This is a genomic window from Bacillus aerolatus, assembly GCF_009183655.1.
In the GTDB taxonomy this organism is placed as follows: Bacteria; Bacillota; Bacilli; order Bacillales; family Domibacillaceae; genus Pseudobacillus; species Pseudobacillus aerolatus.
In genome coordinates, this window is sequence record NZ_WEIO01000001.1 from 87,541 (window position 1) to 112,828 (window position 25,288).

Genomic DNA, 25,288 nt, shown 5'->3' on the forward strand with positions numbered 1-25,288 from the left:
TTTTCTTCAAAAAATGAGCAAGATGGCTTTACATCTTCTCTTTTTTTTTCGATAATAAGAAATATTAGAATCTTTTAGAAGCACTCAAAAATATTTTATAGATGGCAAAGGTGAGTAAACATATGGCGAAAGATCGGGTATTGACTGCCGACCAAGTGATCGAGAAGGCGAGTGGATATTTAAACGCAGAACATGTCAAGCTCGTGGAAAAAGCTTATCGATATGCTGAAGAAGCACACAAAGACCAGTATCGTAAGTCAGGGGAACCTTACATTATCCATCCGATTCAAGTCGCAGGGATACTGGCAGATTTAGAAATGGATCCGGCCACTGTAGCAGCCGGTTTTTTACATGATGTCGTAGAAGATACAGATGTGACGCTGGAAGATATTGCAGAAGCCTTCGGAAAAGAAGTGGCTATGCTCGTGGACGGGGTAACAAAGCTCGGGAAAATTAAATATAAATCAAAAGAAGAACAACAGGCGGAAAATCACCGAAAAATGTTTGTCGCCATGGCACAGGACATCCGCGTTATATTAATTAAACTAGCGGATCGACTTCATAATATGCGGACATTAAAGCATTTGCCGCATGAAAAACAGCGGCGCATTTCCAATGAAACGCTGGAGATCTTTGCCCCGCTTGCTCACCGGCTCGGAATTTCAAAAATTAAATGGGAGCTGGAAGATATTGCTCTCCGTTATTTAAACCCGCAGCAATATTACCGGATCGTCAATTTAATGAAAAGGAAGCGGGCGGAACGGGAACTTTATTTGGACGAAGTCATTGATGATGTAAAAGACCGTCTCGATGAGCTTTCAATTAAAGCAGATTTGTCCGGGCGGCCGAAGCATATTTACAGTATTTATCGCAAAATGGCCCTTCAACATAAACAGTTTAATGAAATTTATGATTTGCTCGCCGTTCGTGTGATTGTTGACAGTATTAAAGACTGTTACGCAGTGCTTGGCATCATCCATACGTGCTGGAAGCCGATGCCCGGCCGGTTTAAAGATTATATTGCGATGCCCAAAACAAATATGTACCAGTCGCTGCACACAACGGTCATCGGGCCAAAAGGAGATCCGCTGGAAGTGCAGATCCGCACGAAAGACATGCACCATATCGCCGAGTACGGGGTAGCCGCTCACTGGGCCTATAAAGAAGGACGGTCTATTGACGAAAATGCGTCATTTGATAAGAAAATGTCGTGGTTCCGAGAAATCATGGAATACCAAAATGACTCTGCGGATGCGGAAGAGTTTATGGAATCGTTAAAGATTGATCTTTTCTCAGATATGGTATTTATTTTTACGCCAAAAGGCGACGTCATTGAACTTCCGGCAGGCTCAGTGCCGCTTGATTTTGCTTACCGGATCCACTCGGAGATCGGCAATAAAACGATCGGCGCGAAAGTAAATGGAAAAATGGTGACGCTCGACTATAAGCTAAAGACTGGCGATATCATTGAAATTTTAACATCGAAGCACTCGTACGGGCCGAGTAAAGACTGGCTGAAAATGGCCCAGACGTCTCAGGCGAAAAATAAAATTAAGCAATTTTTCAAAAAGCAAAATAGAGAAGAAAATGTCGTTAAAGGCCGGGAACAAGTTGAAAAAGAAATTAGGAGCATGGAGTTTGATGTGAAGAGTGTAATCACGCCTGAAAACGTCAAGCGTGTCGCAGAAAAATTCAACTTTGCGAATGATGAAGATATGTACGCGGCAGTTGGCTATAACGGCATCACCGCCCTTCAAGTTGTCAACCGCTTGACGGAAAAAATGCGGAAATTGAGAGACCAGGAAGCAATTGTACAGGAAACATTAAAAGAATCAAAACCGTCTGCACCGCAGGCACCACACCAAAAGAAAAATTCGGGCGTTACGGTCAAAGGAATCGACAATTTGCTTATCCGGCTGTCGCGCTGCTGTAATCCGGTGCCAGGTGATGACATTGTCGGTTATATTACTAAAGGGCGGGGGGTTTCCGTCCACCGGACCGATTGTCCGAATGTGACTGATGAAGAGTCGACGGACCGCCTCATTGAAGTCGAGTGGGAAAGCGGTGCAGCTAATCAAAAAGAATATACAGTGGAAATCGAGATTTCGGGCTATGACCGGCATGGACTTTTGAATGAAGTGCTTCAAGCTGTCAGCGAAATGAAAACGAATATTTCCACCGTTTCCGGAAGATTAGACCGCAACAAAGTCGCGAAGATCGACATGGCTATTTCTATCCATAGTATTAGCCATTTGCATAAAGTCGTGGAACGCATTAAGCAAATCCCGGATGTTTATTCCGTTCACAGAATCTTAAATTAAGGGTGTTTAACAAATGAAAGTTGTTTTACAAAGAAGTAAAGAAGCTTCTGTTACAGTTGACGGAGAAACGGTTGGTCAAATAAACAGCGGGCTCGTTCTTCTCGTCGGTGTCACTCATGAAGACGGTGAAACAGAAGCTGCCTATTTAGCAGAAAAAATTGTCCATTTGCGAATTTTTGAGGATGAAGAAGGAAAAATGAACCGCTCGCTTTTAGATGCAGGCGGTGCCATTTTATCCGTTTCCCAGTTCACTCTGTATGGCGACTGCCGCAAAGGGCGCCGTCCTAACTTTATGGCGGCGGCCAAAGGGGAACTGGCGAAAAAAGTATACGATCGGTTCAATGAACTGCTGGAGGAAAAAGGTGTTCACGTCGAAACCGGTCAGTTCGGTGCGATGATGGACGTGGCGCTCGTAAACGACGGACCGGTCACACTTATATTGGAAAGCAATAAGTAAACGGCTCCTTTTAAAGGGCCGTTTTTTTGCATAAATCCGCGGATCTGTGCAAAAACTTGAGGGGTGCGCATAAATTCATGAAGTCGGTGCACAGTCCCGATAAGCTTCATAAAACGACAAAAAACAGTCCGGCGAATTGTTCGCCGGACTGTTTAATAACATTAAGCTTCTTTGGATGCTTGAATATCAAGGGAAATTTTTACTTGATCGCCTACCATGATGCCGCCTGTTTCTAGGACAGCGTTATACGTTAGGCCGTAGTCGCTTCGGTTAAGTTTGCCAATGACGCTAAAGCCTACTTTCTCATTGCCCCAAGGATCTTTTGCCGCACCTTCAAATATAACAGCGAATGTTTCTGGACGAGTAACGCCGTGTAATGTGAAGTCACCCGTTACATCGTATTCGTTTTCATCTGTTTTGACGATGTTCGTCGCTGTGAACGTCATTTGAGGATGGTTTTCTACATCAAAGAAATCGGCGTTGCGCAAATGAGCATCGCGGTCATTGTTACGCGTATCAACGCTGGCAAGGTCAATGGCAAAGTAAATGTTTGCTGTTGTTAAATCAGTCGGATCCGCTTCAATGTCGGCAGAAAAGTCATGAAATGTTCCTTTTACGTTACTTACCATCATATGGCGAATAGAAAAATCAACGCTACTATGTGCAGTGTCTACCGTCCATTTAGTTTTTGTCATCACTTAATCTCTCCTTTTTATAAATGATTATTGCTCTAAACTCATTATTGTATACATAAGATAAAAAAGTAAGTAGGCACATAAATGTGGTATAGTATCAAAAAGAATACTTTTAGGGAAACGAGGGATGAAGGATGGAAAAGCATCCACAGCACTGTCAAGTGGTCGTCGCGTTGGATATGATCGTCGGAAAATGGAAACCCATTATTTTGCAGCATTTGATTATTGGGGGGACAAAGCGTTTTAATGAACTCAGAAGACTAATGCCTGATATCACGCAAAGAATGCTGACGCTGAACTTGCGTGAACTGGAAGAGCAGGACATTATCGAACGCGTCGTGTATCCGGAAGTTCCACCAAGAGTAGAATATTCGATTTCAGAATACGGAAAAAGCCTGGAACCTTTGTTAGATTCGATGCATGAGTGGGGAATGGCTCATTTGGAGCATATGAAAAAGAAAGAGAAAGAACTTGGTGCTGATGATAAATCGAGCTGAATAATTAGTCAGTTAAGCGGAACTCATACACGAATGCCTAAAAGTTGTTCATAGCTGTTTACAAGCAGAGATAAAAAAGCAGCCGGACAAAAATTTGCCGAGCTGCTTTTTTCATCATTCATTAAAGTAGGAATTCAAGCCATTATAAATCCCGTTCGTGACAAGTTCCTGATACGGACTCGTGACCACAATAGACTCTTCTTGCGGATTGCTTAAATAGCCGAGTTCAAGCAAAATAGCAGGCTGGCTGTTTTCGCGCAAAACGTAGTAATCTCCTTGGCGGGCACCTCGGTTTTTAATAGGGAGGATTTGATCCAATCCACGATTCACATTTTTGGCGAGTTGTTTTTGATAGTTATGGTAATAATACGTAGTAAAGCCATTAGCGCCGATATGGTGTGTACTGTCGTAGTGCAGGCTGATAAATGCATCTGCACGATGATATTTGGCTGCAGCGACACGTGAAGGAAGCGATACGTATCGGTCATCTGACCGCGTTAAAATAACGTTCGCCCCAGCTTGTTTCAGCTTATGGTATAAGCGCTCGGATGTTTTTAATGTAATAAACTTTTCAAACGTTCCTTGCATTCCAGTTGTGCCGCCGTCTATGCCGCCATGGCCCGGGTCTAAAATAATCGTTTTGCCTTGCAATCCAGGTGTATGGTTTGCAACGGGACGGGCAGTGGGTTCCTCAGTGAAAGCTTTTTTATTTATCGAGACAACCCAGCTGGCTACATACGCCTGCCTGCCGCTTTCCAGGCTGATTTCATACCAATCGCCGACCCGCCCATGAATCGGATAACGCTCTCCTTGGGAACCTCTTGCAACGACCGAAGAAGAGGTGCTGGCATCAGAGCGGATGTTTGTGCCATCATATAAAATCACTGCAAAGCCGTCAGCCGCGGACTTACTGCTGACTTGCTTGCTTGTCTCATTAGCAAAACGGACGAACTGCTCGCTCACCCAGGCGTCTTGTCCTTTGTAGCGAATGCTTACCCAGCCGTTTTTGCCAGCTGATGCTGATACTTGGTCACCGATATGTAATTTGCCGAGAACATTTGACGACAAAGATGGCTCGCTGCGGACGTTTAAGTCATCCGCTATAATCGTAGCCGTTTTACCCGCTGATACGCTTTTTACCGCTTTCTCTCGTGCCGGCTGTGAGGAGTTGTCTGCTTTTTTGACGATATAGCCAGCGACCCAGCCTTTTTCCCCGCTTGCGAGCTGGATTTGATACCAGTCATACTTTTCGCTTAATATTTGATACTGGGAGTTCCGCTCTGCCTGTCCAACTACGCTTGCGGACATACTCGGCTCACTGCGGACATTTGCCTTGTTTACCGCAATCTCTACCGTGCTTTGCGATACTTCCGCAAAAGTAGTTCCTGCCGGAAGAAGGCTTAAGAAAAAAATAAATGCAATTATCATACTTACGTGCTTTCTTTCCATAATCCACCGCCTCAAAAAAATAAATAAATTCATCATTTATTTTAGCATCTATTTCACCTTTTGGTGCTTCTTTCCGGCACTTTTCTCAAATTAAGAAAAAGGTCAGTATAGTTAGAAAAATAAGAACGAAAAAATTCAATATATGAAAAAAGTTGCAAAAAAGAAACTTGAATGCATCCGCAAAGTTTCTTATAATGGGAATGTTAATTAGACAAAGAAAAGCGGAAGCGCCTGTCCAGCCGCGACAAGCAAATGGCTGGCAGTGAGGAGGCAGTTTTTCAGCCACCGCAGCTGACAGACATTTGACCTCGAGCGGCTAGGCGCTGCATCTGGACAAAGAAAAGCGGAGCCGACTGCAATGGGGCGACAAGCATAAGACGAGCTGGCGAAATGGCGCTTTTCAGCCATGCAGCCGGATTGGCTTATGACCTCGAGCCCCAAGGAGGCGCAGCTAGACAAAGAAAAGCGGAAGCGCCTGTCCAGCCGCGACAAGCAAATGGCTGGCAGTGAGGAGGCAGTTTTTCAGCCGCCGTAGCTGACAGACATTTGACCTCGAGCGGCTAGGCGCTGCAGCTAGACAACTCAATCACCAAACCAATAATGGAGAAAAGTAATTAAGAACCGCACGCCCAGAGAGGAATGGCCATGGCTGAAAGTCATTCTCATAAGCGCCTTAGTGAACGAACACTCCGGAGGTTTTTCCTTGAAAGAAGCTGTGCTTTTAGTAGGGGAAAACGTGAACAGGCGTTAACTGGAAAAGTGAAAGCAGCAAGTCAGCTTTAACTAGGGTGGTACCACGGGAATAAAACTCTCGTCCCTTGTCATAGGGATGAAGAGTTTTTTTTATTTGGAAAAAAAACCCTGATACATAATTTAAAGGAGGAACAATCATGAGTGTAAACATTCCGCGCGGCACGCAAGATATTTTACCGGGAACGGTCGAAAAGTGGCAGCACATTGAAAAAATCGCCACGGACATTTGCCGCAACTATCAATATAAAGAAATACGGACGCCGATTTTTGAACATACAGAATTGTTTCAGCGCAACGTCGGCGATACGACCGACATCGTCCAAAAAGAAATGTATACATTTACTGACCGCGGAGACCGCAGCTTGACTCTTCGCCCGGAAGGAACAGCCGCTGTTGTCCGCTCCTTTGTAGAAAACAAAATGTTCGGCGATCCAAATCAGCCGGTGAAGCTGTATTACAATGGGCCGATGTTCCGCTATGAACGTCCGCAGTCGGGTCGTTACCGCCAGTTTGTACAGTTTGGCGTAGAGGCGATCGGCAGTGAAGATCCGGCTATCGATGCAGAAGTGTTAGCGCTCGTAATGGATATTTATCAAACGGCCGGCCTGCAAAAAATTGAGCTCGTTATCAATTCACTCGGTGACACAGACAGCCGCACCGCTCACAGAGAAGCGCTCGTCAATCATTTTCAGCCGCGGATCGGAGAGTTTTGCACAGACTGTCAAAGTCGTCTGGAAAAAAATCCGCTGCGTATTCTTGACTGTAAAAAAGACCGTGATCATGAATTGATGAAATCTGCTCCATCCATTTTAGATTTCTTAAATGACTATTCCCGTACATATTTCGAAAAGGTGCAAAGCTATTTAACTGCACTTGAAATCGAGTTTACTGTCGATCCGACGCTCGTACGCGGACTAGATTATTACAATCATACCGCTTTTGAAATCATGAGCAATGCTGAAGGGTTCGGGGCAATTACGACTCTTTGCGGAGGCGGGCGCTACAATGGCCTCGTCAGCCAAATGGGCGGACCGGATGTGCCGGGGATTGGTTTTGCTTTTAGTATGGAAAGATTCCTTGCTGCGATCGAAGCAGAAGGGATTGAATGGCAAGAGGAGAACCGTCTCGATTGTTTCGTCGCTTCCCTTGGAGAAGAAGCAAAAGACTATACGGTCAAACTTGTGCATGATTTGCGGAAAGCGGGAATCAAAGCGGAACGCGACTATCAAAATCGAAAAATGAAAGCTCAGTTTAAAGCAGCAGACCGCCTGAAAGCAAGGTTTGTTGCGATTCTTGGTGAAGACGAGCTGAAAGAAAACAAAATCAACGTCAAAGACATGGAAACGGGTGAGCAGCAAGAAGTAGCACTCGCCGAATTAACAGAGACATTATTGAAGAAAGTGGAGGCGAAATAAATGTTTGGCAGATCATATGAATGCGGAAAAATTACAGAGCAGCAAATTGGAGAACAAGTGACATTAAAAGGATGGGTGCAGCGCCGCAGGGACTTGGGCGGGGTGATTTTTATTGATCTTCGCGACCGTACAGGCATCGTTCAAGTAGTATTTAATCCGGAAACTTCATCTGAAGCACTTGCTGTAGCTGAAAAAGTGCGCAGTGAATATGTATTAGACATTCGGGGAGTAGTTGTTGTCCGCGATGAAAGCACAGTGAATGAAAATATCGCTACGGGAAAAATTGAAATTCAGGCAAAGCAAGTGACGATTTTAAGTGAAGCGAAAACACCTCCTTTCCTGATTGAAGATAAGACAGAAGTAGCGGAAGATATTCGTTTAAAATACCGCTATATGGACTTGCGCCGACCAGTTATGTACGAAACATTTAAAATGCGCAGCGATATTACAAAAACAGTGCGTGATTACCTCGACGAAGAAGGATTTCTAGATGTGGAAACGCCGATTTTAACAAAAAGTACACCAGAAGGCGCCCGCGATTATTTAGTGCCGAGCCGCGTGCACGAAGGGGAATTTTATGCGCTGCCGCAGTCGCCGCAAATTTTCAAGCAGCTGTTAATGGTGTCGGGTTTTGACCGTTATTACCAAATTGCCCGCTGTTTCCGCGATGAAGACTTGCGTGCTGACCGCCAGCCGGAATTTACGCAAATTGATGTTGAAGCAAGCTTTATGAGCCAGGAAGACATTATGGCGATGGCAGAAGAAATGTTGAAGCGAGTAATGAAGCGTGTGAAAGGCGTTGAGATCACCGATTCATTTCCGCGGATGACTTACGATGAGGCGATGAGCCGTTTCGGTTCAGATAAGCCAGATACACGCTTCGGTATGGAACTGGTGGATGTGTCAGAAAGAGTCCAGGACTCTGGATTTAAAGTGTTTGCCGGTGCTGTTGCAAGCGGTGGTCAAGTGAAAATGATCAACGTGAAAGGCGGCGCGGCTGACTATTCTCGAAAAGACATTGATGCGCTCACTGAATTTGCAGCTGTGTACGGGGCGAAAGGGCTCGCTTGGCTGAAAGTGGAAGCGGAAGGTTTAAAAGGCCCGATCGCTAAGTTTTTCTCAGAAAAAGAACAAGCGGGACTCATATCTTCGGCGGAAGCAGCTGAAGGAGATTTGCTTTTATTTGTTGCTGATAAAAAAGCGGTTGTCGCAGACGCGCTCGGTGCGCTTCGTCTGAAGCTTGGGAAAGAGCGCGGGCTGATTGATGAAAACAAATTTAATTTCCTTTGGGTCACAGACTGGCCTCTGTTGGAATATGATGAAGAGGAAAAGCGCTACTATGCTGCTCACCATCCGTTCACAATGCCTGTCCGTGAAGATTTGCCGCTCTTAGATGAAGAGCCGAAAAAAGTTCGGGCGCAAGCGTATGACATCGTCTTAAATGGCTATGAGCTTGGCGGCGGTTCGATTCGGATATTTGAACGTGACATTCAAGAAAAAATGTTTGAAGTGCTTGGGTTTACGAAAGAAGAAGCAAAAGAACAGTTTGGCTTTTTGCTTGATGCATTTGAATACGGCACGCCTCCGCATGGCGGCATTGCACTTGGTCTTGATCGGATTGTCATGCTGCTTTCTGGCCGGACGAACTTGCGCGATACGATTGCTTTCCCAAAAACAGCGAGCGCCAGTGACTTGTTAATGGATGCGCCAGGTGAAGTGAGTCAAAGCCAGCTGCAGGAGCTGCATTTAGCTATTCGTGAAACAGCGAAAAAATAATTTTTAAATATTTAGACAATTCAAAGTTGAAAACAAAATTTGGGTATGTTATGATAATTTCATCGAAGGGAAGTCCTGATGTGTACGTTTATTTTCACTATCTGTTTTGACCGAACAATATATGTGACGGGAGCCCGGGTTTGTAAGCGGCGTACATGCCTCTTTTGCAGAGGACTTACAAAGCTTACTGCAGCGCACCCACCTGCCTAGAGCGGGTTCAAAACATATAGATCCATAGGACGGCACAATTGGGACCTACCCTTCATAACGCATACGATCTACAGCCTCTCATTGCCGGGGGGCTGTTTTTTCTTTGTAGAAAACAGGGAAAAGATTGAATGGATGCTTATTTTCCAGTAAGATTAATTCTATCTGAAAAAGATAGTCAAACTAAACTAATAAAGTTATGGAGTGAACACTCAATGCTGCATCAATTTTCCCGCAATGAACTTGCCTTCGGACAAGAAGGTCTTGATATTTTAAAAAACAGTACGGTTGCTATTCTTGGCATTGGCGGCGTCGGCTCATTTTCGGTAGAAGCACTCGCCCGTTCCGGTGTCGGCCGTCTTGTGCTCGTTGATAAAGACACCATCGATATTACGAACATTAACCGTCAGCTTCCGGCTCTCTTGTCAACGATCGGCCAGCCGAAAACGGATGTGATGAAAGAGCGCATTGCCGATATTAACCCGGAATGTGAAGTCATCACGCTGAACATGTTTTATACGGAAGAAACGTATGAAGACTTTTTCAGTTATGGTTTGGACTTTGTCGTAGATGCGTCCGACACGATTTCTTATAAAATTCATTTAATGAAAGAGTGTTTAAAGCGGAACATCCCGATTATTTCCAGCATGGGCGCAGCGAATAAGCTTGATCCGACACGCTTTCAAATCGCCGATATTTCCAAAACTCATACAGATCCAATCGCTAAAGTAATCCGTACCCGCTTGCGAAAAGAAGGCATCCGTAAAGGAATTCCAGTTGTGTTTTCCGATGAAAGTCCGATCGTCATCCGCGAAGATGTTCGGAAAGTGGTCGGTAATGATCAAGCAGAAATCCGCAAAGCGAAAATGCCGCCGGCTTCCAATGCATTTGTGCCGTCTGCGTGCGGTTTGATTATGGCAAGCTACGTCGTCAGAGAATGTTTAAAAGATATAAAAGTTACCCGTGTAAGCGATGAAAAATAAGTGAGAACAGACGCCCTAGTGTCTAGGGCGTTTTTTTGTTGTCCAGCTGCGCCTCCTTGGGGCTCGAGGTCATATGTCAGTCTGGCTGTGCGGCAAAAAGCGCCGCTTCGCCAGCCCGTCATATGCTTGTCGCCCCAAAGCAGTCGGCTCCGCTTTTATTGTCCAGCTGCAGCGCCTTGCCCCTCGAGGTCAAATAACCTTCTCACAATGAAGTCAAAGAGCGACTTCTTTGTGAGAAGAACATTTGCTTGTCGGGGCAGAGCAGGCGCTTCCGCTTTTCTTTGTGTGAAAAAAATGGAAAATGGAGTTGACAGTTAAACTTGTCCTAGTGTACTATTCGACTAGTACAGTAATACACGGAGGGATCGCGTATGTTTCAAGGGTTGTTAAAAAAAGATTTTTTACTCATTAAAAATTATTTAGTAGTATGGCTTGTTTTAGTGCTGGCGCTGTACTTTTGCGCGGCAGCCTTTGCTGTTTATCAAGGCGAGTTTTATTTAGTTTTTCCGTTTATTTTTTTCATTTATTTTTTTCATATTGTGCTGCTGCCGATAGCGGAAATGGTTTTGCTGAAGGCAGAAGAGAAAGGACATTACTGGCTGCATAGTACAGCCGGTGGAGTGAAGCAGCTGCTATCCAAACTGCTGATTGCCTTTTTCGCATTTATTGTCTCTCTCATACTGACGGATCTATTGGCGCTCATTTCGCTGAAAATTGCTTTGCCGCAAGGTTTTGTCGACACCCCGGACAATAGAATGCCTTATGCAGAAGGGATTTTGTTAAATATGGGACTCACTGGGGGAGCTCTATACTTTGCTGTTTGGGGACTGTTTCTCTGGGCCGTTTATCATTCATTAAATGCGTATCCGACATTGAAAAAAATACGCTGGTTTCTCATCCTTGCCATCTATATTTTTATCCAGGCAGCGACAGCGAAAGTGCTGCAAATCCCGCTCATTCAAAAGTGGTTCGCAAGTTGGACAATGAATATTGGGGAATCGGAAACGAAAGCGTGGGGAATAGGTGGAATGCATTTTTCCGTAGAGAATGGAGACATTCAGTTATGGCCCATTATCCTTTCTGTTATCTTTCATATGGCATTGTTTTTAGCTGCTGCCTGGCTGCTCAATCGAAAAGTAGAGGTGTAACACATGACAGAAGAATTCAAAACATCGAAACCAATATACAGTCAAATCGCTGACCGGATTATTCAACAATTTGTCCGGGGGGAAATTAAGCCGGGTGAAAAGTTGCCATCAGTGAGGGAGATGGCAATCCAGTCAGGCGTCAATCCGAACACGATACAACGAACGTATGGGGAGCTGGAACGCATGGGCGTCGTCGAATCCAAAAGAGGGCAGGGTACGTTTATGACAGAACAGATAGATATGAAGAAGAAACTAAGAGCGGACATACAAAAAGAAATGATTGAAACGTTTATACAAAATATGCGGGGAATTGGCGTAGAAGATGGCGAGATTTCGCAGGCGGTCGAACAATTTTTAACCGAAAAGGAGAAAACGGGCGATGATTGAAATGAGGAACGTGACGAAAAAGTATGGGAAAAGAAAAGCGCTCGATAGCATTGACTTAATATTTGAAAAAGGCAAGGTGTACGGCATTCTCGGACCGAATGGCAGCGGAAAATCCACGATGATGAAAATGGCGGCGGGTCTTTTATTTCCAACAAAAGGTGAAGTGCTGATCAACGGCCAAAAAGTGAACCGTCACATCGCAAAAGATGTTGCTTACTTAGCGAGTGAAGGCATGATTTATCCGGGGTTGACCGTTCGGCAGATGATTGACTTTTTTGCTTCACAGTACCCTGATTTTTCAATGGAAAAAGCAGAGGAGCTTATCCAATTTATGAATCTGGAGACTCATCAAAAAACGGCTAAGCTGTCAAAAGGACAGCAGGGCCGGCTGAAGCTTTTACTCGTTCTTTCCCGCGAGGCACCGGTGCTGCTTTTGGATGAACCGTTTCTTGGGCTCGATCCGATGGTCCGCGACACGGTTGTGAAAGGGCTCGTTTCTTTTATCGATTTCGGGGAGCAGACGGTCATTATTACAACCCATGAAATTACTGAAATTGAACCGGTTTTAGAAGAGGCGGTCATTTTAGATGAAGGCCAAGTGCGCGCCCGCTGCCACGTGGAAGCTCTTCGCGAAGAAGAAGGGATGTCTGTATTGCAGTGGCTGAAAACTACTTATAAAGAGGGGATCAACTCATGACTGCATTGGTGGAATTAAAAAATGTCACAAAAGTGATTAAAGGCAAAAAAATCATTGACTCATTAAGTTTTACTATACAGAAAGGGGAAGTGTTCGGGTTTCTCGGACCGAATGGAGCGGGAAAAACGACGACGATCCGGATGATTGTCGGCTTAATGAAACTGACTGAAGGAGATATTGTTATTTGTGGACACAGCATTCAAAAAGATTTCGAAAAAGCGGTCAGTCAAATTGGGGCAATTGTTGAAAATCCGGAAATGTATAAGTTTTTATCGGGCTATGAAAATTTACAGCAGTACGCCCGTATGCAAAAAGGGATAACGAAAGCGAGAATCGATGACGTCATCAAGCTTGTCGGTCTCAGTGAACGTATTCACGACAAAGTAAAAACGTACTCACTCGGTATGCGGCAGCGGCTTGGCATCGCCCAGTCTCTGTTGCATGACCCGAAAATTTTAATCCTCGATGAACCGACGAACGGACTCGACCCCGCCGGCATTAAAGAAATACGACAATACATTCGGGACTTGGCTGAGAAAGAAGGCATGGCCGTCATTGTATCAAGCCACTTGCTGTCGGAAATGGAAATGATATGCGACCGTATCGGTATCATTCAAAAAGGCCGGTTAATTAATGTCCAATCCGTTCATGATTGGGAGGAAGACGACCGGGAAGCTTACTCAATTGAAGTCAATGATTCAGAAACAGCCGCTAAACAAATGGCAGCAGCATTTCCGAAAACGCGCGTCAAAATAGCAGGGGGGCGGCTATCGATAGAAGCGGAAAAAGAACAAATTCCGGCTGTAATTAGCTTACTTGCTTCTAAGAATATTAAAATTTATGAAGTGAAACAATTGTCTAAAACACTAGAAGAAAGATTTTTAGAAATAACTGAAAAACAAGAGGCGGTGAGCTGATGGTACGCTTAATTCAAAATGAATGGATTAAAATATTCAAACGGCCGGGCACGTATGTGATGATCGGGCTGCTCGTCCTCATGGCCGGCACATTTGCCGGGTTTACGAAGTACGATGAAAGCAAACAAAAAGAAGCGAAAAACTGGCAGCAAATCGTCAAAGCAGAAAATGCCGCTTATGAGAAACAAATAAAAGAAGGCTACGATTTATCGAAAGACCGCAAAGAATATTTACAGGGGCTAATCAAGGTAAATGAATATCGACTCGAACATAATGTGCCGGCCGATACGAAAACAACGATGCTCTCATTTGTGGAAGATGGGAGTGAACTGCTCAGCTTTGCAGGTTTATTCATGATCATTATCGCTGCAGGAATCGTCGCCAGTGAATATACGTGGGGTACAATAAAACTGTTATTAATCCGCCCGATTAGCCGTACGAAAATTCTCTTTTCTAAATATGCGGCGGTTGTGCTGTTTGGCTTGTTTATGATCTCCGTGCTCTTCCTAGTGTCTGCACTGATCGGCGCCATCTTGTTTGGTGCGTCCGGGGAAGCCGTTCATCTTGCGTATGAAGGCGGTAAAGTCATTGAACAAAGCATGTTCCTATATTTGCTCAAAGTCTATTTATTAAAATCAGCCGACGTATTCATGCTCGCGACAATGGCGTTTATGATCTCCGCTGTGTTTCGCAGCAGCTCACTCGCCATTGGTATTTCGTTATTTCTCCTATTCATCGGTACAAACGTTACGATGCTCATCGCGATAAAATACGAATGGGCGAAATACTTGCTGTTTGCTAATACAAATTTACTGCAGTTTGAAAACGGCCGGGTGTTGGTGGAAGGAATGACGTTTGGTTTTTCCCTTGCTGTTCTTGCCGGCTACTTTATTGTCTTCCAGCTGCTCGCGTTTATTACATTTGCGAAACGGGATGTAGCAGCTTAAGTGTGGCCGCAAATTGAGTGAGGGGACTGCAAAATCACTTTCATTGACTATAATAATAATTTTAAAAAGAGAACGGGCTGCTGGTGCGACACCGGGCAGCCTGTTTCAATATTGATTTCTTTTCATCTCATCTCCGCGTCATTGCAAGCAAATGAGGAGGTTTCGCAAAGTAATTTTGCTTTTACGAATTTAGCTTTCCTGTAAAACAGAATAACGGTCACGGATTGTATTTGTAGCAGCCACCATATTTTTTAAAGAAGCTACGGTTTCATCGATCTTTCTAGTTTTTAAGCCACAATCGGGATTAATCCAAAATTGAATCGGCTCTAGCACTTGCAAGCCTTGTTCGATAATATCGATCATTTCTTCAACGGCAGGAATGCGTGGGCTATGGATATCATACACACCTAAACCAATGCCTTTGTCGTAAGATTGATCGGTAAAAGCAGAAACGAGCTCGCCGTGGCTGCGGGACGTTTCAATAGAGATAACGTCGGCATCCAATGCGCTGATAGCGTCAATGAAATCGTGAAATTCACAATAACACATATGTGTATGAATCTGTGTCGTGTTTTGAACTGAAGAGGTAGCTAGCCGGAACGCCTTTACGGCCCAATTTAAATAATTATCCCAGGCTGATTTTTTCAATGGCAGTCCTTCTCGCAGTGCCGGTTCGTCCACTTGAATCATGTGGATACCAGCTGCCTCTAATGCTTCGACTTCTTTTCTTAGCGCCAGGGCGATTTGATTCGTTACTTCTTCTCTCGATAGATCATCGCGGACGAATGACCAGTTTAATATGGTTACCGGTCCGGTGAGCATGCCTTTGACCGGTTTGTCTGTTAGAGACTTAGCATAGACGCTTTCTTTGACAGTCATTGGCTGCAAAAATTCTACGTCTCCGTAAATAATTGGCGGTTTGACGCAGCGGGAACCGTAAGATTGTACCCAGGCTTTTTGTGTAAAAACAAATCCGCCCATCTTTTCTCCGAAAAATTCCACCATGTCGGTTCGTTCAAATTCACCGTGAACGAACACATCAAGCCCGATTTGCTCTTGTAAAACGATCCAGTCTTTAATTTGATTTTGAATGAACTGTTCATATGCTTCAGCGGACCATTCTCCTTTTCTCCACTTTTGTCTTGCTTGGCGTACTTCAGTCGTTTGCGGGAAGCTTCCTATCGTAGTTGTCGGCAACAACGGCAAGCTGAAGGCGTCCTGTTGTTGTTTGCGGCGTTCATTAAAAGGAAGAGTGCGTTTCGTTTGCTGTTCACTAATTGTACGGGCGGAATACTGGATACCAGCCCGGTTTCTAGCTGGGGACTGAGCCAGTTTCAAGCGCGCATTCCGGCTTTCTTGAATTGCTTCAACAATGGCACTTTCTCCGTTGTGTAGTGCGTTCGTTAATGTTGTAACCTCTACTAATTTTTCATCAGCAAAAGCGAGCGCTGAATGAATCGTTTGATCCAAAGCTTTTTCTTGAGCGACTGTCACAGGCACGTGAAGCAGGCTGCACGAAGGCTGGAGCCAAATCCGGTCAGCTGGCACGTAATTAGAAAGAGTGGTGATTAACTCCCATCTTTCTTGTAAATCAGAACGCCAAATGTTTCGCCCGTCAATGATGCCGGCACCGAGAACTTTATCCGTTGGAAATCCATTTGATTTCAAATTTTCGATCGTCTTTTCCAATCCGTGGACAAAGTCGACTCCTATTCCTTGCACGGGCAGTTGGGTAACTTCTTCATACCATTCTATCGAATCAAAATACACTTGCAGCATGATTTGCAGAGCCGGAGCAGCTTGATTTAGCTGTTTGTAAATTTCTGCTACTGTTTTCATTTCTTCTTTTGTAATAGAGGTAGCTAAGATGGGCTCGTCGATCTGGATCCACTTCACTCCTTCTGTCTCTAATTCTTGCAGTACTTGAGCATATAGTGGAATGAGCTGTAAAAGAAAAGCAGGGATATCGCTGTTTTCATATCCTTTGGACAATTTTAAAAATGTATAAGGCCCGATGAGCACTGGTTTTCCATTTATATTTAATTTTTCTTTTGCTTCCCGGTAAGCGTTCAGCGGTTTGTTTTCTGTTAACGTTAACTTTTTTCCTTCAAACTCTGGAACGATATAATGATAGTTTGTGTTAAACCATTTCGTCATTTCACAGGCGACAGCTGTGTCGTTTCCACGCGCCATCGCAAAATAAGTGTTTAGCGGAACTTTTCCGCCAGCATAAGCAAAACGCTCAGGCACCATGCCGAACATAACAGCCGCATCTAGCATTTGATCATAAAACGTGAAATCACCAACTGGAATCATATCAATTTCGGCATCCTTTTGCTTTTGCAAATTCCCTAACCTGATTTTCTCCATCTCCTCGAGAAATTGGCTTTCTTCGAGCTTGCCTGCCCAAAATGATTCAAGTGCTTTTTTCCATTCGCGGTTTTCTCCAATACGAGGGTAACCTAGATTGCTGCTTAATGCTGTCATGATTGATCGGCTCCTTTAAGAAAAATAATTGATAAACACAAAAAAACATTTCTAACGAAGGTTAGAAATGTACGTGTATCCCATCAAGATCGGGGAAAATGCCTGCCGAAGCAAACATTTAATTCGCATATATTCTAACACCTCCCCATTCACCGTAGGTTAGTCAGCGTCGTTAAAATAGGCAGGTATCTGGCTTCAGCGTTACTCTGTTCTTCACGAGTCGGAGTGTGCTGTTACAGTGGCGGGACCGCGCCGGATTATCGTTTCACCGGCTTCCCTTTTAAGACTTGACCGTTGTCAAGCCACCTATTTCCATTGCTATGTAGTATAACTGATGATTGTGTTCAAAATTAGCACATATAAAAGTGTCTGTCAAATTGGAATTTATTAATATTTTAAATTAGTCTTGAATACCGGAAGTTTATTTATCGTGTTTGGCAGGAAGATCCCGCTGCCCGCGTTTCTTTACGGAAATTCTCGCGTCATCGAATCTTATCAGGAGGAAAGCGGCTTATTCCATATTAATGTTCATGTGAGCAATCCACTTCTCGGCACTCTTTTTGCTTATAAAGGTAGCTTTCGAGAGATGGGGAGTGGCGAGGAATGAATATTCAAACGATCGTTGGGATGGGGCTTTTTCTTTTTTATATTTTCATTCAATGGCCGATGCTCGAGCCGGCTGAAACGCTGTTATTATTGTCGGTGTTGCTGTTCGTTCCGCTCACGCAACAGTTAACGGGTAGACAAAAAAGAGACAGAACGAAACTGCCGCTTATCGGCTTTCTTTCTTTGTTTTACCCTTTAGCTGCTTTTTCAGCCGTATTTGCTGTCACAGTTGATACAGCTTTGCTTGCTTTAATCTGGTTCGTTTATACGTTGATAGTATCATTATCCGGATTGCTCCCGCTGCTTGAAGGAGGCGTGCGGCCGATCAGTGAAACAGCGATTGACAGCGGCTTGATTTATTTAGGTCTCGGCGGCTTCTGGTTTTTTGCTTATACAGCCGATCTATCCGTCATGCATTTCTCTAAAGAAATGATTTTATTAACCGCTGTTCACTTTCATTATTCAGCATTCATCATTCCGGTCATTTGCGGTCTGCTCGGCCGGAAATGGCAGAAAAAAAGTTGTATTTATGCCATGATCACCGCTGTAATTATTTTGTCGCCGATGACGATCGCTATGGGAATTACTTATTCGCGGTGGATCGAATTTTTAGCTGTTTTCATCTATGCTGCTGCTCTTTATGGATATGGCTTTTTTGTATTTAAAACAAAGTTTCATAACAAATGGGCAAAAGGTTTGCTTTCAGTGTCCGCTGCCGTTCTTTTAATTACGATTTTGTTTTCATTCATTTATGCATCCGGGCGCGTCGATTTGACTGAAGGACTGACGAACCGGATGGAACAATTTCGCTCCGTCTGTTTTGATGACCGAAAATTGGCGCCGGGAATTATTGATTTTTACGAGAATACAAATGATTACCAGTTAAAAGCTAACATTCAATGGGTCTTCTGGTTTAAGCCATTTGCGTTTATTTACGAAAAAATCAGCCGTCATATTCAGCAAACTCAGCGAGCTTCGTTAAGTAATAACATTCTTCTCTCATCATGTGATCAGCCATTAAAGGGGCGAATGTGCCTAATGCTTTTTTGCTGAGCTCTAATTCTTCAATTTCTCGGAGAAAATTCATAAACAGTTTCATTTCGAGTGCGGTGTCTTGATTAAACTTCTTTAATGCGGGGAAAGCAGAGAGGTTTGTTCGTAAATATCCTGTCAACTCTATCGCTTTTAAATAAAAAGCTCCAAAGTCCTTTGTGAACTCGTCACTTTTTTTCTTAATCTTCTTTTCAATTTGGTCCATATTAGCTGATATGGCTCCGGCGTGGCCTGCTGCGTCCAAAAGCCAAATTAAATGGTGGTGGAGCTCATGGCAAACAGGAGGAATGTCTCCTTTATTTAAAAACTCTACTATTCGTAAATACTCGTCAAGCTCATTTACCATATGATTAATAAACGTTGGACCAAGATGAATGGAAATCTTCCCAATTAGATGTCTCTTTAAAATATTTAGTTTAAATGCTCTTAATCTTTTCGCTTCTTCGTCAGCCCTCTTGCTTAAGTGTATTAAGTTATCCACTTCAACTCTTCCTAACAGTTGGTCAAATGTTTGGATGAAGTTATTAGCCAATTCAATCTCCTTTTTTTCACTGGGAGCAAGTGAATCGTGAATAAACCGGGCATGATCCCCTAATATTTGCAGCCAAAATCTATGTTCGAATTTGGCTGTTTTCTCATAATTTTTCACTATATAACCTCTCCTTTTTTGTACATTCATCTAATTTTATGGAGTGTGTTGAGCTTTATGCCAGTGAACGCTAAACAATCATAAATCCGTCTTTGTAGAGAAAAAGAAAAGGCTAATTTTTAAAAGCAGCAAGTTTCTACTATTAAATTTTTTAGTTTGAGTAAAATAACGTGTATACATAGCAAACAGCCCCCATTCAAATAAGGAAGGGGGGGTTCTATTTACTTTCCTCTTTCAATCTTCTCGTAAATGCTAGATAGAGCTTGTTCAAATTTCCCGGTTTGCTTCGGTTCATAATAGCGTTTGTTTTTCAATTTATCAGGCAAGTATTGTTGTTTCACCCAGCCGCTGTCGAAATTGTGCGGGTATTTATAGTCGACGCCGCGGCCGAGTTCTTTAGCGCCTTGGTAATGGGCGTCTTTCAAGTGATCGGGCACGTCGCCGCTTTTGCCGGCGCGGATGTCGGCAAGAGCCGAATCGATGGCAGTGATGGCTGTATTCGATTTTGGTGACAGGCATAGTTCGATGACAGCTGCGGCGAGCGGAATGCGCGCTTCCGGGAAGCCGATTTTTTCCGCGGTTTGAATGGCAGCGAGCGTCCGCTGTCCAGCTTGTGGACTCGCGAGGCCAATGTCTTCGTAAGCAATAACGAGCAGCCGTCTTGCGATACTCGGCAAGTCGCCTGCTTCGATCAACCGTGCAAGGTAATGAAGAGCGGCATTCGCGTCGCTGCCGCGAATCGATTTTTGAAAGGCGCTCAGGACGTCGTAATGGGCGTCACCGTCTTTATCATGGGAAAAGCTTTTCTTTTGCAGGCACTCTTCCGCTGTTTCCCGGTTGATCGTAATCACGCCGTCTTCATCGGGTGGTGTGGACAGAACTGCGAGTTCCAGCGCATTTAATGAGCTGCGCACGTCGCCGCCGCTTGCCTGCGCGAGATGGTGCAGAGCCGCTTCGTTTATTTCTACATTATATTTACTAAGTCCCCGTTCTTCATCTCGAAGAGCCCGCTTCAATGTTTCCTCAATTTCAGCGGGTGTCAGCGGGGTCAGTTCGAAAATCTGGCAGCGGCTGCGGATCGCCGGGTTGATGGCATGATATGGATTGCTCGTTGTTGCGCCAATTAACGTAATCATTCCATTTTCCAAAAGCGGCAGCAGAAAGTCCTGCTTTCCTTTATCCAGACGGTGCACTTCATCGAGTAATAAAATGACTTTCCCGGACATTTTTGCTTCCGCGGCGACAATTTCCATATCTTTTTTATTGCTTGTGACTGCATTAAGTGTGCGAAAAGCATATTTCGTACTACCGGCAATGGCGCTTGCAATCGATGTTTTGCCGATGCCGGGCGGCCCATATAAAATCATCGAAGACAATTGTTTCGCTGCAACCATCCGGTGGATAATTTTTCCGTTGCCGACAAGGTGCTCCTGTCCAACGATTTCCTCGATTGTTCGAGGGCGCATGCGGAAAGCTAATGGTTTCATCGAAATTCCTCATTTCTTTTCCAGGTGTTTTCTTCCACTGTATCATAGGAAATGAAGGCGGGGCATGTTATTTGATCTGTTTTCTATGATATAATGATGAAAGCTGACTTTGTTGATAAAAAAACAGGCAGCTCATTTAGTTAGGGGAAAATGAGTGATGAAAAAAGAAAGAAGAAAGCTGAAAAGACAAGGGAATATTGTGATTCGGCTGATCATCTTTACTATCGGCCTTTTATTTATGTCGCTCGGCATTGTATTGTTAATTCGAGCTGATCTCGGAGCGACGCCATGGGACGCCTTGCATGTAGGGCTGTACGAACAGATTGGGCTGACAGTCGGTACCTGGTCGGTGCTCGTCGGCTTTCTTATTTTAGGCGCTGCTTCCTTTTATTTACGGGAGTGGCCGCAATTTGGAGCTTATTTAAATATGGTGCTCGTTGGCGTATTTATCGATCTCTTTTTACTTATGCCGGCAATTGCCACGCCTGAAGGTTTCATTGGCAAGCTGATCATGTTTGTGGCAGGTGTCATCATTATGGCTTACGGGATGTCACTTTACCTTTCCGCCCAGCTTGGAGCCGGGCCGCGGGATAGTTTTATGCTCGCTGTCATGAAAAAAACCGGCTGGAAAGTATCCCACATTCGCCGGGGAATGGAGTTCATTGTGCTTGCGCTTGCCTGGTTGATTGGCGGTCCGGTGCATTTTGGCACGTTTTTATTCAGCTTTTTAATGGGAACAGCAGTCGGTATTTCACTGCCGCAATGCCAGCGATTTTCCGATTTGCTTATAAGCAAAGTAAATGAATGGAAAAATGATAATAAACAGGAGGCAAATATATGAGAATTTCTACTAAAGGAAGATATGGATTAACGATTATGATTGAATTGGCGAAACGGCACGGTGAAGGTCCGACTTCTTTACGGGTGATTGCCGGTGCCCATAATTTGTCCGAGCATTACTTAGAGCAATTAGTTGCTCCGCTCCGCAATTCAGGGCTTGTCCGCAGCATCCGTGGTGCTTACGGCGGATACGTACTTGGGAGGGAGCCGGAAACGATTACTGCGGGGGACATTATCCGTGTGCTTGAAGGACCAATCACCCTTGTTGAAGGAATTGAAGAAGAAGAGCCGGCGAAGCGCGAACTGTGGATTCGGATCAGCGATGCCATTAAAAGCGTGCTGGAAAATACAACGCTCGACGACTTGGCGAAGCACACAGACGAGCACGGTGAATCTGATGCGTACATGTTTTATATTTAAGGAGTGACGGTACTGATGGAACGCATTTATTTAGATCATGCGGCAACGACTCCTGTTCACCCGGAAGTGATTGAAACGGTCGCCGCACAAATGGCTGACGTGTTTGGCAATCCGTCCAGCATTCATTCATTTGGCCGGACGGCGCGTCATGTCGTAGATACGGCACGGACAACTGCAGCAGCGAGTATTGGTGCTGATTTTAATGAAATCATTTTTACGAGCGGCGGGACAGAAGCAGATAATTTAGCGGTCATCGGCACGGCGCAGGCGATGAAGCATCAAGGCCGCCACATTATTACAACAGCGGTCGAACATCATGCGGTGCTTCATACGTGCGGCCAGCTTGAAAAAGAAGGATTTGAAGTCACATATTTGCCGGTAGATGAAGACGGCCTCATCAGCTTGTCTGATCTTGCGTCTGCTCTGCGTGAAGACACGATTTTAGTTTCGATTATGTACGGGAACAATGAAATCGGCGCGGTCCAGCCTATTGCGGAAATCGGCGGGCTGCTAAAAGAGCATCAAGCTGTTTTTCATACTGATGCGGTACAGGCGTATGGCATGATGCCGATGAATGTAAAAGCAGAACACATCGATTTAATGTCGGTTTCCGGTCATAAAATTAACGGCCCGAAAGGCATCGGTTTTTTATATGCGAGAGAAGGGCTGTCTCTTACACCTGGCCTGTTTGGCGGCGAGCAAGAAAGAAAACGGCGGGCCGGAACAGAAAACGTCCCGGTGATTGCCGGTTTTGGAAAAGCGATCGAAATCGCGATGGCATCTATGGAGGAAAAAAGAGAGCAGTATACAGCATTTAAAAAGCAACTCATCCGTACATTAACAGAGAAGCAGGTAGAATTTACAGTGAACGGATCGCTTGAACAAACATTACCCCACGTGGTAAACTTGAGCTTTCCCGGAACGGATGTGGAAGCAATGCTTGTTAATTTGGATCTTGCTGGCATCGCTGCTTCAAGCGGATCCGCTTGTACAGCGGGATCGATTGAACCGTCGCATGTGCTTGTGGCGATGTTTGGCAAAGAATCTGAACGCCTCCGCAACTCTATCCGGTTCAGTTTTGGTTTAACAAACACGGAAGAACAAATAGATCAAGCAGGAGAAGCTGTGGCGAAAATTACCGCCCGCTTAACGAAAAAGTAAATGGCCGCTCCTGCCGGAAAGAGAGTGGACAGAATGAACAAAGCACCGAAAGATACCCGTGTCGTTGTCGGCATGTCCGGCGGTGTGGACTCTTCGGTTGCCGCCCTTTTATTGAAGGAGCAGGGCTATGATGTCATCGGCATTTTCATGAAAAACTGGGATGATACAGATGAATTTGGCGTCTGCACAGCAACAGAGGATTACAACGATGTCATACGCGTGTGCAATCAAATCGGCATACCTTACTATGCCGTCAATTTTGAAAAGCAATATTGGGAAAAAGTATTCACTTATTTCCTGGATGAATATAAAGCTGGCCGCACACCGAACCCGGATGTGATGTGCAACAAAGAAATTAAATTTAAAGCCTTTCTTGAGCATGCGGTCAGTCTCGGCGCTGATTTTCTTGCGACCGGCCACTATGCAAGAGTCGATCACAGCGGCGAAGAAGTGAAAATGCTTCGCGGCCTCGATGAAAATAAAGATCAAACCTACTTTTTAAATCAATTGCAGCAGGATCAGCTCGAAAAAGTGCTGTTTCCAATTGGTGATATTGATAAAAAGCGCGTTCGCGAAATCGCAGCGGAAGCGGGCCTCGCGACAGCAGCGAAAAAAGACAGCACTGGCATCTGCTTTATCGGCGAACGCAACTTTAAAGAATTCCTGAGCGGCTATTTGCCGGCTCAGCCCGGGTTGATGACAACGATGGACGGAGAAGTAAAAGGCCGCCACGACGGCTTGATGTATTATACGATTGGTCAGCGCCATGGGCTTGGCATCGGCGGGTCAGGCGAACCGTGGTTCGTGATCGGCAAAGATTTAGAAAAAAATGTTCTCTATGTTGATCAAGGGTTCCATAATGATCTTCTTTATTCCGATTCCTTAATTGCTGATCATGTCAGCTGGGTATCGAATAAGCCGAAGCCGCAGTCATTCGAATGCACAGCGAAATTCCGCTACCGCCAGCAGGACAACAAAGTGACGGTTCACTTGCTCGAAGACGGAAAAGTGAAAGTTGATTTTCACGAACCGGTGCGGGCGATTACTCCGGGACAAGCCGCTGTTTTTTATGACGGTGAAGAGTGCCTCGGCGGCGCTACGATCGATACAGTGTTTAAAGCGGGAGAACGGCTGACGTATGTCGGCTAGAGTGCCTGAAAAAAGCCTTTAAAGCGGGAAGCTGCTTTAGAGGCTTTTGTTTTGATTTCCAGCTCTTTGAACTATGTTATACTTTTTTTATTAGACAGAAAATCAGAGGTGTCCTATGGATAAAAACTTACAAGGTATTGAATATTTGCAGCAAGGAAAAGTAGAAGAAGCACTGAAATTGTTTTCGGAACGAATTGAAGAAGCGCCCGGAGAGCCGACTGCCTATATCAATTTTGGCCACGTACTGGCGACGGTCGGTGAGCTGGAAAGAGCCGAGAAGTTTTATGAAAAAGCGATTGAAGTGGATCCGGAAGCAGGAGCCGCACATTATGCACTCGGCACGTTTTATTATGAACAGGAACGTCTTGAGGATGCCTGCCGCCAATTTGAGCAGGCAGTCCAGTCAGGGCTTGAGGAAAGCGATGCCTTTTTCATGCTTGGCATGACGTTGATGCAGCTCGATCAGTCGATGTTTGCTCTGCCATATTTACAGCGCGCTGTTGAGTTAAACGAAGAGGATACGGAAGCGCGTTTTCAGCTTGGTTTGGCACTGGCAAAAGCGAAAGCTTATGATGAAGCAATCCGCCAACTGGAGCGGGTCATTGAAGAAGACCCGGAACATGCGGATGCATATTATAATCTCGGTGTGGCTTATGCCGGCCATTTAGAAGATACGGAAAAAGCGATGACGATGTTCAATCGCGCACTTGACGTGCAGCCCGACCATATGCTGGCCGGATACGGGAAGAAAATGATAGAAAAAGCAGAAGAAAACTGATCAAAGTAA

The 25,288-nt window shown here is 44.7% G+C and carries 23 protein-coding genes, 1 other RNA gene, 1 riboswitch and 1 other annotated feature; of the genes, 19 read left to right on the forward strand and 5 right to left on the reverse strand.

Translation table 11 applies throughout. From position 1 onward, the window contains the following. The first annotated feature begins 122 nt into the window (after positions 1-122). Both F9802_RS00450 and dtd read left to right on the forward strand, forming a co-directional pair. Positions 123-2,321, forward strand: coding sequence for a RelA/SpoT family protein (locus tag F9802_RS00450; RefSeq protein ID WP_152149186.1), 2,199 nt, complete (start codon positions 123-125; stop codon positions 2,319-2,321). 13 nt (positions 2,322-2,334) lie between these two features. Then, entirely contained in the window at positions 2,335-2,778 is a 444-nt protein-coding gene (gene dtd / locus F9802_RS00455; protein WP_152149187.1) for a D-aminoacyl-tRNA deacylase, read from the forward strand. 161 nt (positions 2,779-2,939) lie between these two features. On the opposite strand, the gene F9802_RS00460 is transcribed toward dtd, so the two are convergent. Continuing rightward, positions 2,940-3,473 carry a YceI family protein gene (locus tag F9802_RS00460; RefSeq protein ID WP_152149188.1) on the reverse strand — a complete coding sequence of 178 codons (534 nt, stop codon included), beginning with the start codon at positions 3,471-3,473 and terminating at the stop codon, positions 2,940-2,942. Positions 3,474-3,607: 134 nt separating this feature from the next. Between F9802_RS00460 and F9802_RS00465 the strand changes: the two genes are divergently transcribed. Further along, entirely contained in the window at positions 3,608-3,970 is a 363-nt protein-coding gene (locus tag F9802_RS00465; RefSeq protein ID WP_152149189.1) for a winged helix-turn-helix transcriptional regulator, read from the forward strand. Between the two features lie 114 nt (positions 3,971-4,084). Here F9802_RS00465 and F9802_RS00470 read toward each other — a convergent pair whose 3' ends face one another. After that, positions 4,085-5,419, reverse strand: coding sequence for an N-acetylmuramoyl-L-alanine amidase (locus F9802_RS00470; RefSeq protein WP_191991716.1), 1,335 nt, complete (start codon positions 5,417-5,419; stop codon positions 4,085-4,087). Between the two features lie 588 nt (positions 5,420-6,007). Next, positions 6,008-6,241 (forward strand) — a binding site (T-box leader). A 68-nt stretch (positions 6,242-6,309) separates the two neighbouring features. Here F9802_RS00470 and hisS point away from each other — a divergent pair. The 9 genes from hisS (at position 6,310) to F9802_RS00515 (ending at position 14,649) form a co-directional block, all read left to right on the forward strand. After that, a complete protein-coding gene (gene hisS, locus F9802_RS00475) occupies positions 6,310-7,587 on the forward strand; it encodes a histidine--tRNA ligase (protein WP_152149191.1) in 1,278 nt (425 codons plus the stop codon). Next, the gene (aspS, locus tag F9802_RS00480; RefSeq protein ID WP_152149192.1) at positions 7,588-9,363 is read left to right on the forward strand and encodes an aspartate--tRNA ligase; all 1,776 of its coding nucleotides are present in this window, start codon (positions 7,588-7,590) and stop codon (positions 9,361-9,363) included. It begins immediately after the preceding gene. A 69-nt stretch (positions 9,364-9,432) separates the two neighbouring features. Next, positions 9,433-9,622, forward strand: a non-coding RNA gene (gene ssrS, locus F9802_RS00485) — 6S RNA. Between the two features lie 163 nt (positions 9,623-9,785). After that, positions 9,786-10,553, forward strand: coding sequence for a tRNA threonylcarbamoyladenosine dehydratase (locus tag F9802_RS00490; RefSeq protein WP_152149193.1), 768 nt, complete (start codon positions 9,786-9,788; stop codon positions 10,551-10,553). Between the two features lie 371 nt (positions 10,554-10,924). Next, positions 10,925-11,701 carry a hypothetical protein gene (locus F9802_RS00495; protein WP_152149194.1) on the forward strand — a complete coding sequence of 259 codons (777 nt, stop codon included), beginning with the start codon at positions 10,925-10,927 and terminating at the stop codon, positions 11,699-11,701. 3 nt (positions 11,702-11,704) lie between these two features. Further along, positions 11,705-12,088: a GntR family transcriptional regulator gene (locus F9802_RS00500; RefSeq protein ID WP_152149195.1), complete on the forward strand. Its 384-nt coding sequence runs from the start codon at positions 11,705-11,707 to the stop codon at positions 12,086-12,088. Continuing rightward, on the forward strand, positions 12,081-12,785 hold the full coding sequence (locus tag F9802_RS00505) for an ABC transporter ATP-binding protein (RefSeq protein ID WP_152149196.1): 705 nt from the start codon (positions 12,081-12,083) through the stop codon (positions 12,783-12,785). The genes F9802_RS00500 and F9802_RS00505 overlap by 8 nt, the downstream gene beginning before the upstream one ends. Next, positions 12,782-13,702 carry an ABC transporter ATP-binding protein gene (locus tag F9802_RS00510; protein WP_152149197.1) on the forward strand — a complete coding sequence of 307 codons (921 nt, stop codon included), beginning with the start codon at positions 12,782-12,784 and terminating at the stop codon, positions 13,700-13,702. Before F9802_RS00505 ends, F9802_RS00510 begins: the two co-directional genes overlap by 4 nt. Beyond that, the gene (locus tag F9802_RS00515; protein ID WP_152149198.1) at positions 13,702-14,649 is read left to right on the forward strand and encodes an ABC transporter permease; all 948 of its coding nucleotides are present in this window, start codon (positions 13,702-13,704) and stop codon (positions 14,647-14,649) included. Before F9802_RS00510 ends, F9802_RS00515 begins: the two co-directional genes overlap by 1 nt. Positions 14,650-14,838: 189 nt before the next feature. Here the strand turns inward: F9802_RS00515 and metE are convergent, their stop codons facing one another. Further along, a complete protein-coding gene (metE, locus tag F9802_RS00520) occupies positions 14,839-17,136 on the reverse strand; it encodes a 5-methyltetrahydropteroyltriglutamate--homocysteine S-methyltransferase (RefSeq protein ID WP_152149199.1) in 2,298 nt (765 codons plus the stop codon). Positions 17,137-17,299: 163 nt separating this feature from the next. After that, positions 17,300-17,461, reverse strand: a riboswitch (cobalamin riboswitch). 81 nt (positions 17,462-17,542) lie between these two features. Here metE and F9802_RS20175 point away from each other — a divergent pair. Together F9802_RS20175 and F9802_RS00530 are read left to right on the forward strand one after the other, a co-directional pair. Next, positions 17,543-17,743 carry a DUF4166 domain-containing protein gene (locus F9802_RS20175; protein ID WP_152149200.1) on the forward strand — a complete coding sequence of 67 codons (201 nt, stop codon included), beginning with the start codon at positions 17,543-17,545 and terminating at the stop codon, positions 17,741-17,743. Further along, positions 17,740-18,795 carry a YndJ family protein gene (locus F9802_RS00530; RefSeq protein WP_152149201.1) on the forward strand — a complete coding sequence of 352 codons (1,056 nt, stop codon included), beginning with the start codon at positions 17,740-17,742 and terminating at the stop codon, positions 18,793-18,795. The genes F9802_RS20175 and F9802_RS00530 overlap by 4 nt, the downstream gene beginning before the upstream one ends. Here the strand turns inward: F9802_RS00530 and F9802_RS00535 are convergent. Then, positions 18,686-19,474 (reverse strand): DUF2935 domain-containing protein, encoded by a 789-nt coding sequence (locus F9802_RS00535; RefSeq protein WP_152149203.1) that lies wholly within the window; start codon positions 19,472-19,474, stop codon positions 18,686-18,688. The genes F9802_RS00530 and F9802_RS00535 overlap by 110 nt on opposite strands. A gap of 191 nt (positions 19,475-19,665) precedes the next feature. Beyond that, on the reverse strand, positions 19,666-20,931 hold the full coding sequence (locus F9802_RS00540; RefSeq protein ID WP_191991718.1) for a replication-associated recombination protein A: 1,266 nt from the start codon (positions 20,929-20,931) through the stop codon (positions 19,666-19,668). 157 nt (positions 20,932-21,088) lie between these two features. Between F9802_RS00540 and F9802_RS00545 the strand changes: the two genes are divergently transcribed. The 5 genes from F9802_RS00545 to F9802_RS00565 all read left to right on the forward strand — a co-directional run bounded on the left by F9802_RS00545 (position 21,089) and on the right by F9802_RS00565 (position 25,279). Beyond that, positions 21,089-21,772, forward strand: a complete 684-nt coding sequence (locus F9802_RS00545; protein ID WP_152149733.1) for a YczE/YyaS/YitT family protein — start codon at positions 21,089-21,091, stop codon at positions 21,770-21,772. Next, on the forward strand, positions 21,769-22,191 hold the full coding sequence (gene cymR, locus F9802_RS00550; RefSeq protein WP_152149205.1) for a cysteine metabolism transcriptional regulator CymR: 423 nt from the start codon (positions 21,769-21,771) through the stop codon (positions 22,189-22,191). Before F9802_RS00545 ends, cymR begins: the two co-directional genes overlap by 4 nt. A 15-nt stretch (positions 22,192-22,206) precedes the next feature. Continuing rightward, complete coding sequence (locus tag F9802_RS00555; protein WP_152149206.1) at positions 22,207-23,352, forward strand: cysteine desulfurase family protein; 1,146 nt, start codon at positions 22,207-22,209, stop codon at positions 23,350-23,352. A 33-nt stretch (positions 23,353-23,385) separates the two neighbouring features. Beyond that, positions 23,386-24,501, forward strand: a complete 1,116-nt coding sequence (gene mnmA, locus F9802_RS00560) for a tRNA 2-thiouridine(34) synthase MnmA (protein ID WP_152149207.1) — start codon at positions 23,386-23,388, stop codon at positions 24,499-24,501. A gap of 115 nt (positions 24,502-24,616) precedes the next feature. After that, complete coding sequence (locus F9802_RS00565) at positions 24,617-25,279, forward strand: tetratricopeptide repeat protein (protein WP_152149209.1); 663 nt, start codon at positions 24,617-24,619, stop codon at positions 25,277-25,279. Positions 25,280-25,288 lie beyond the last annotated feature (9 nt).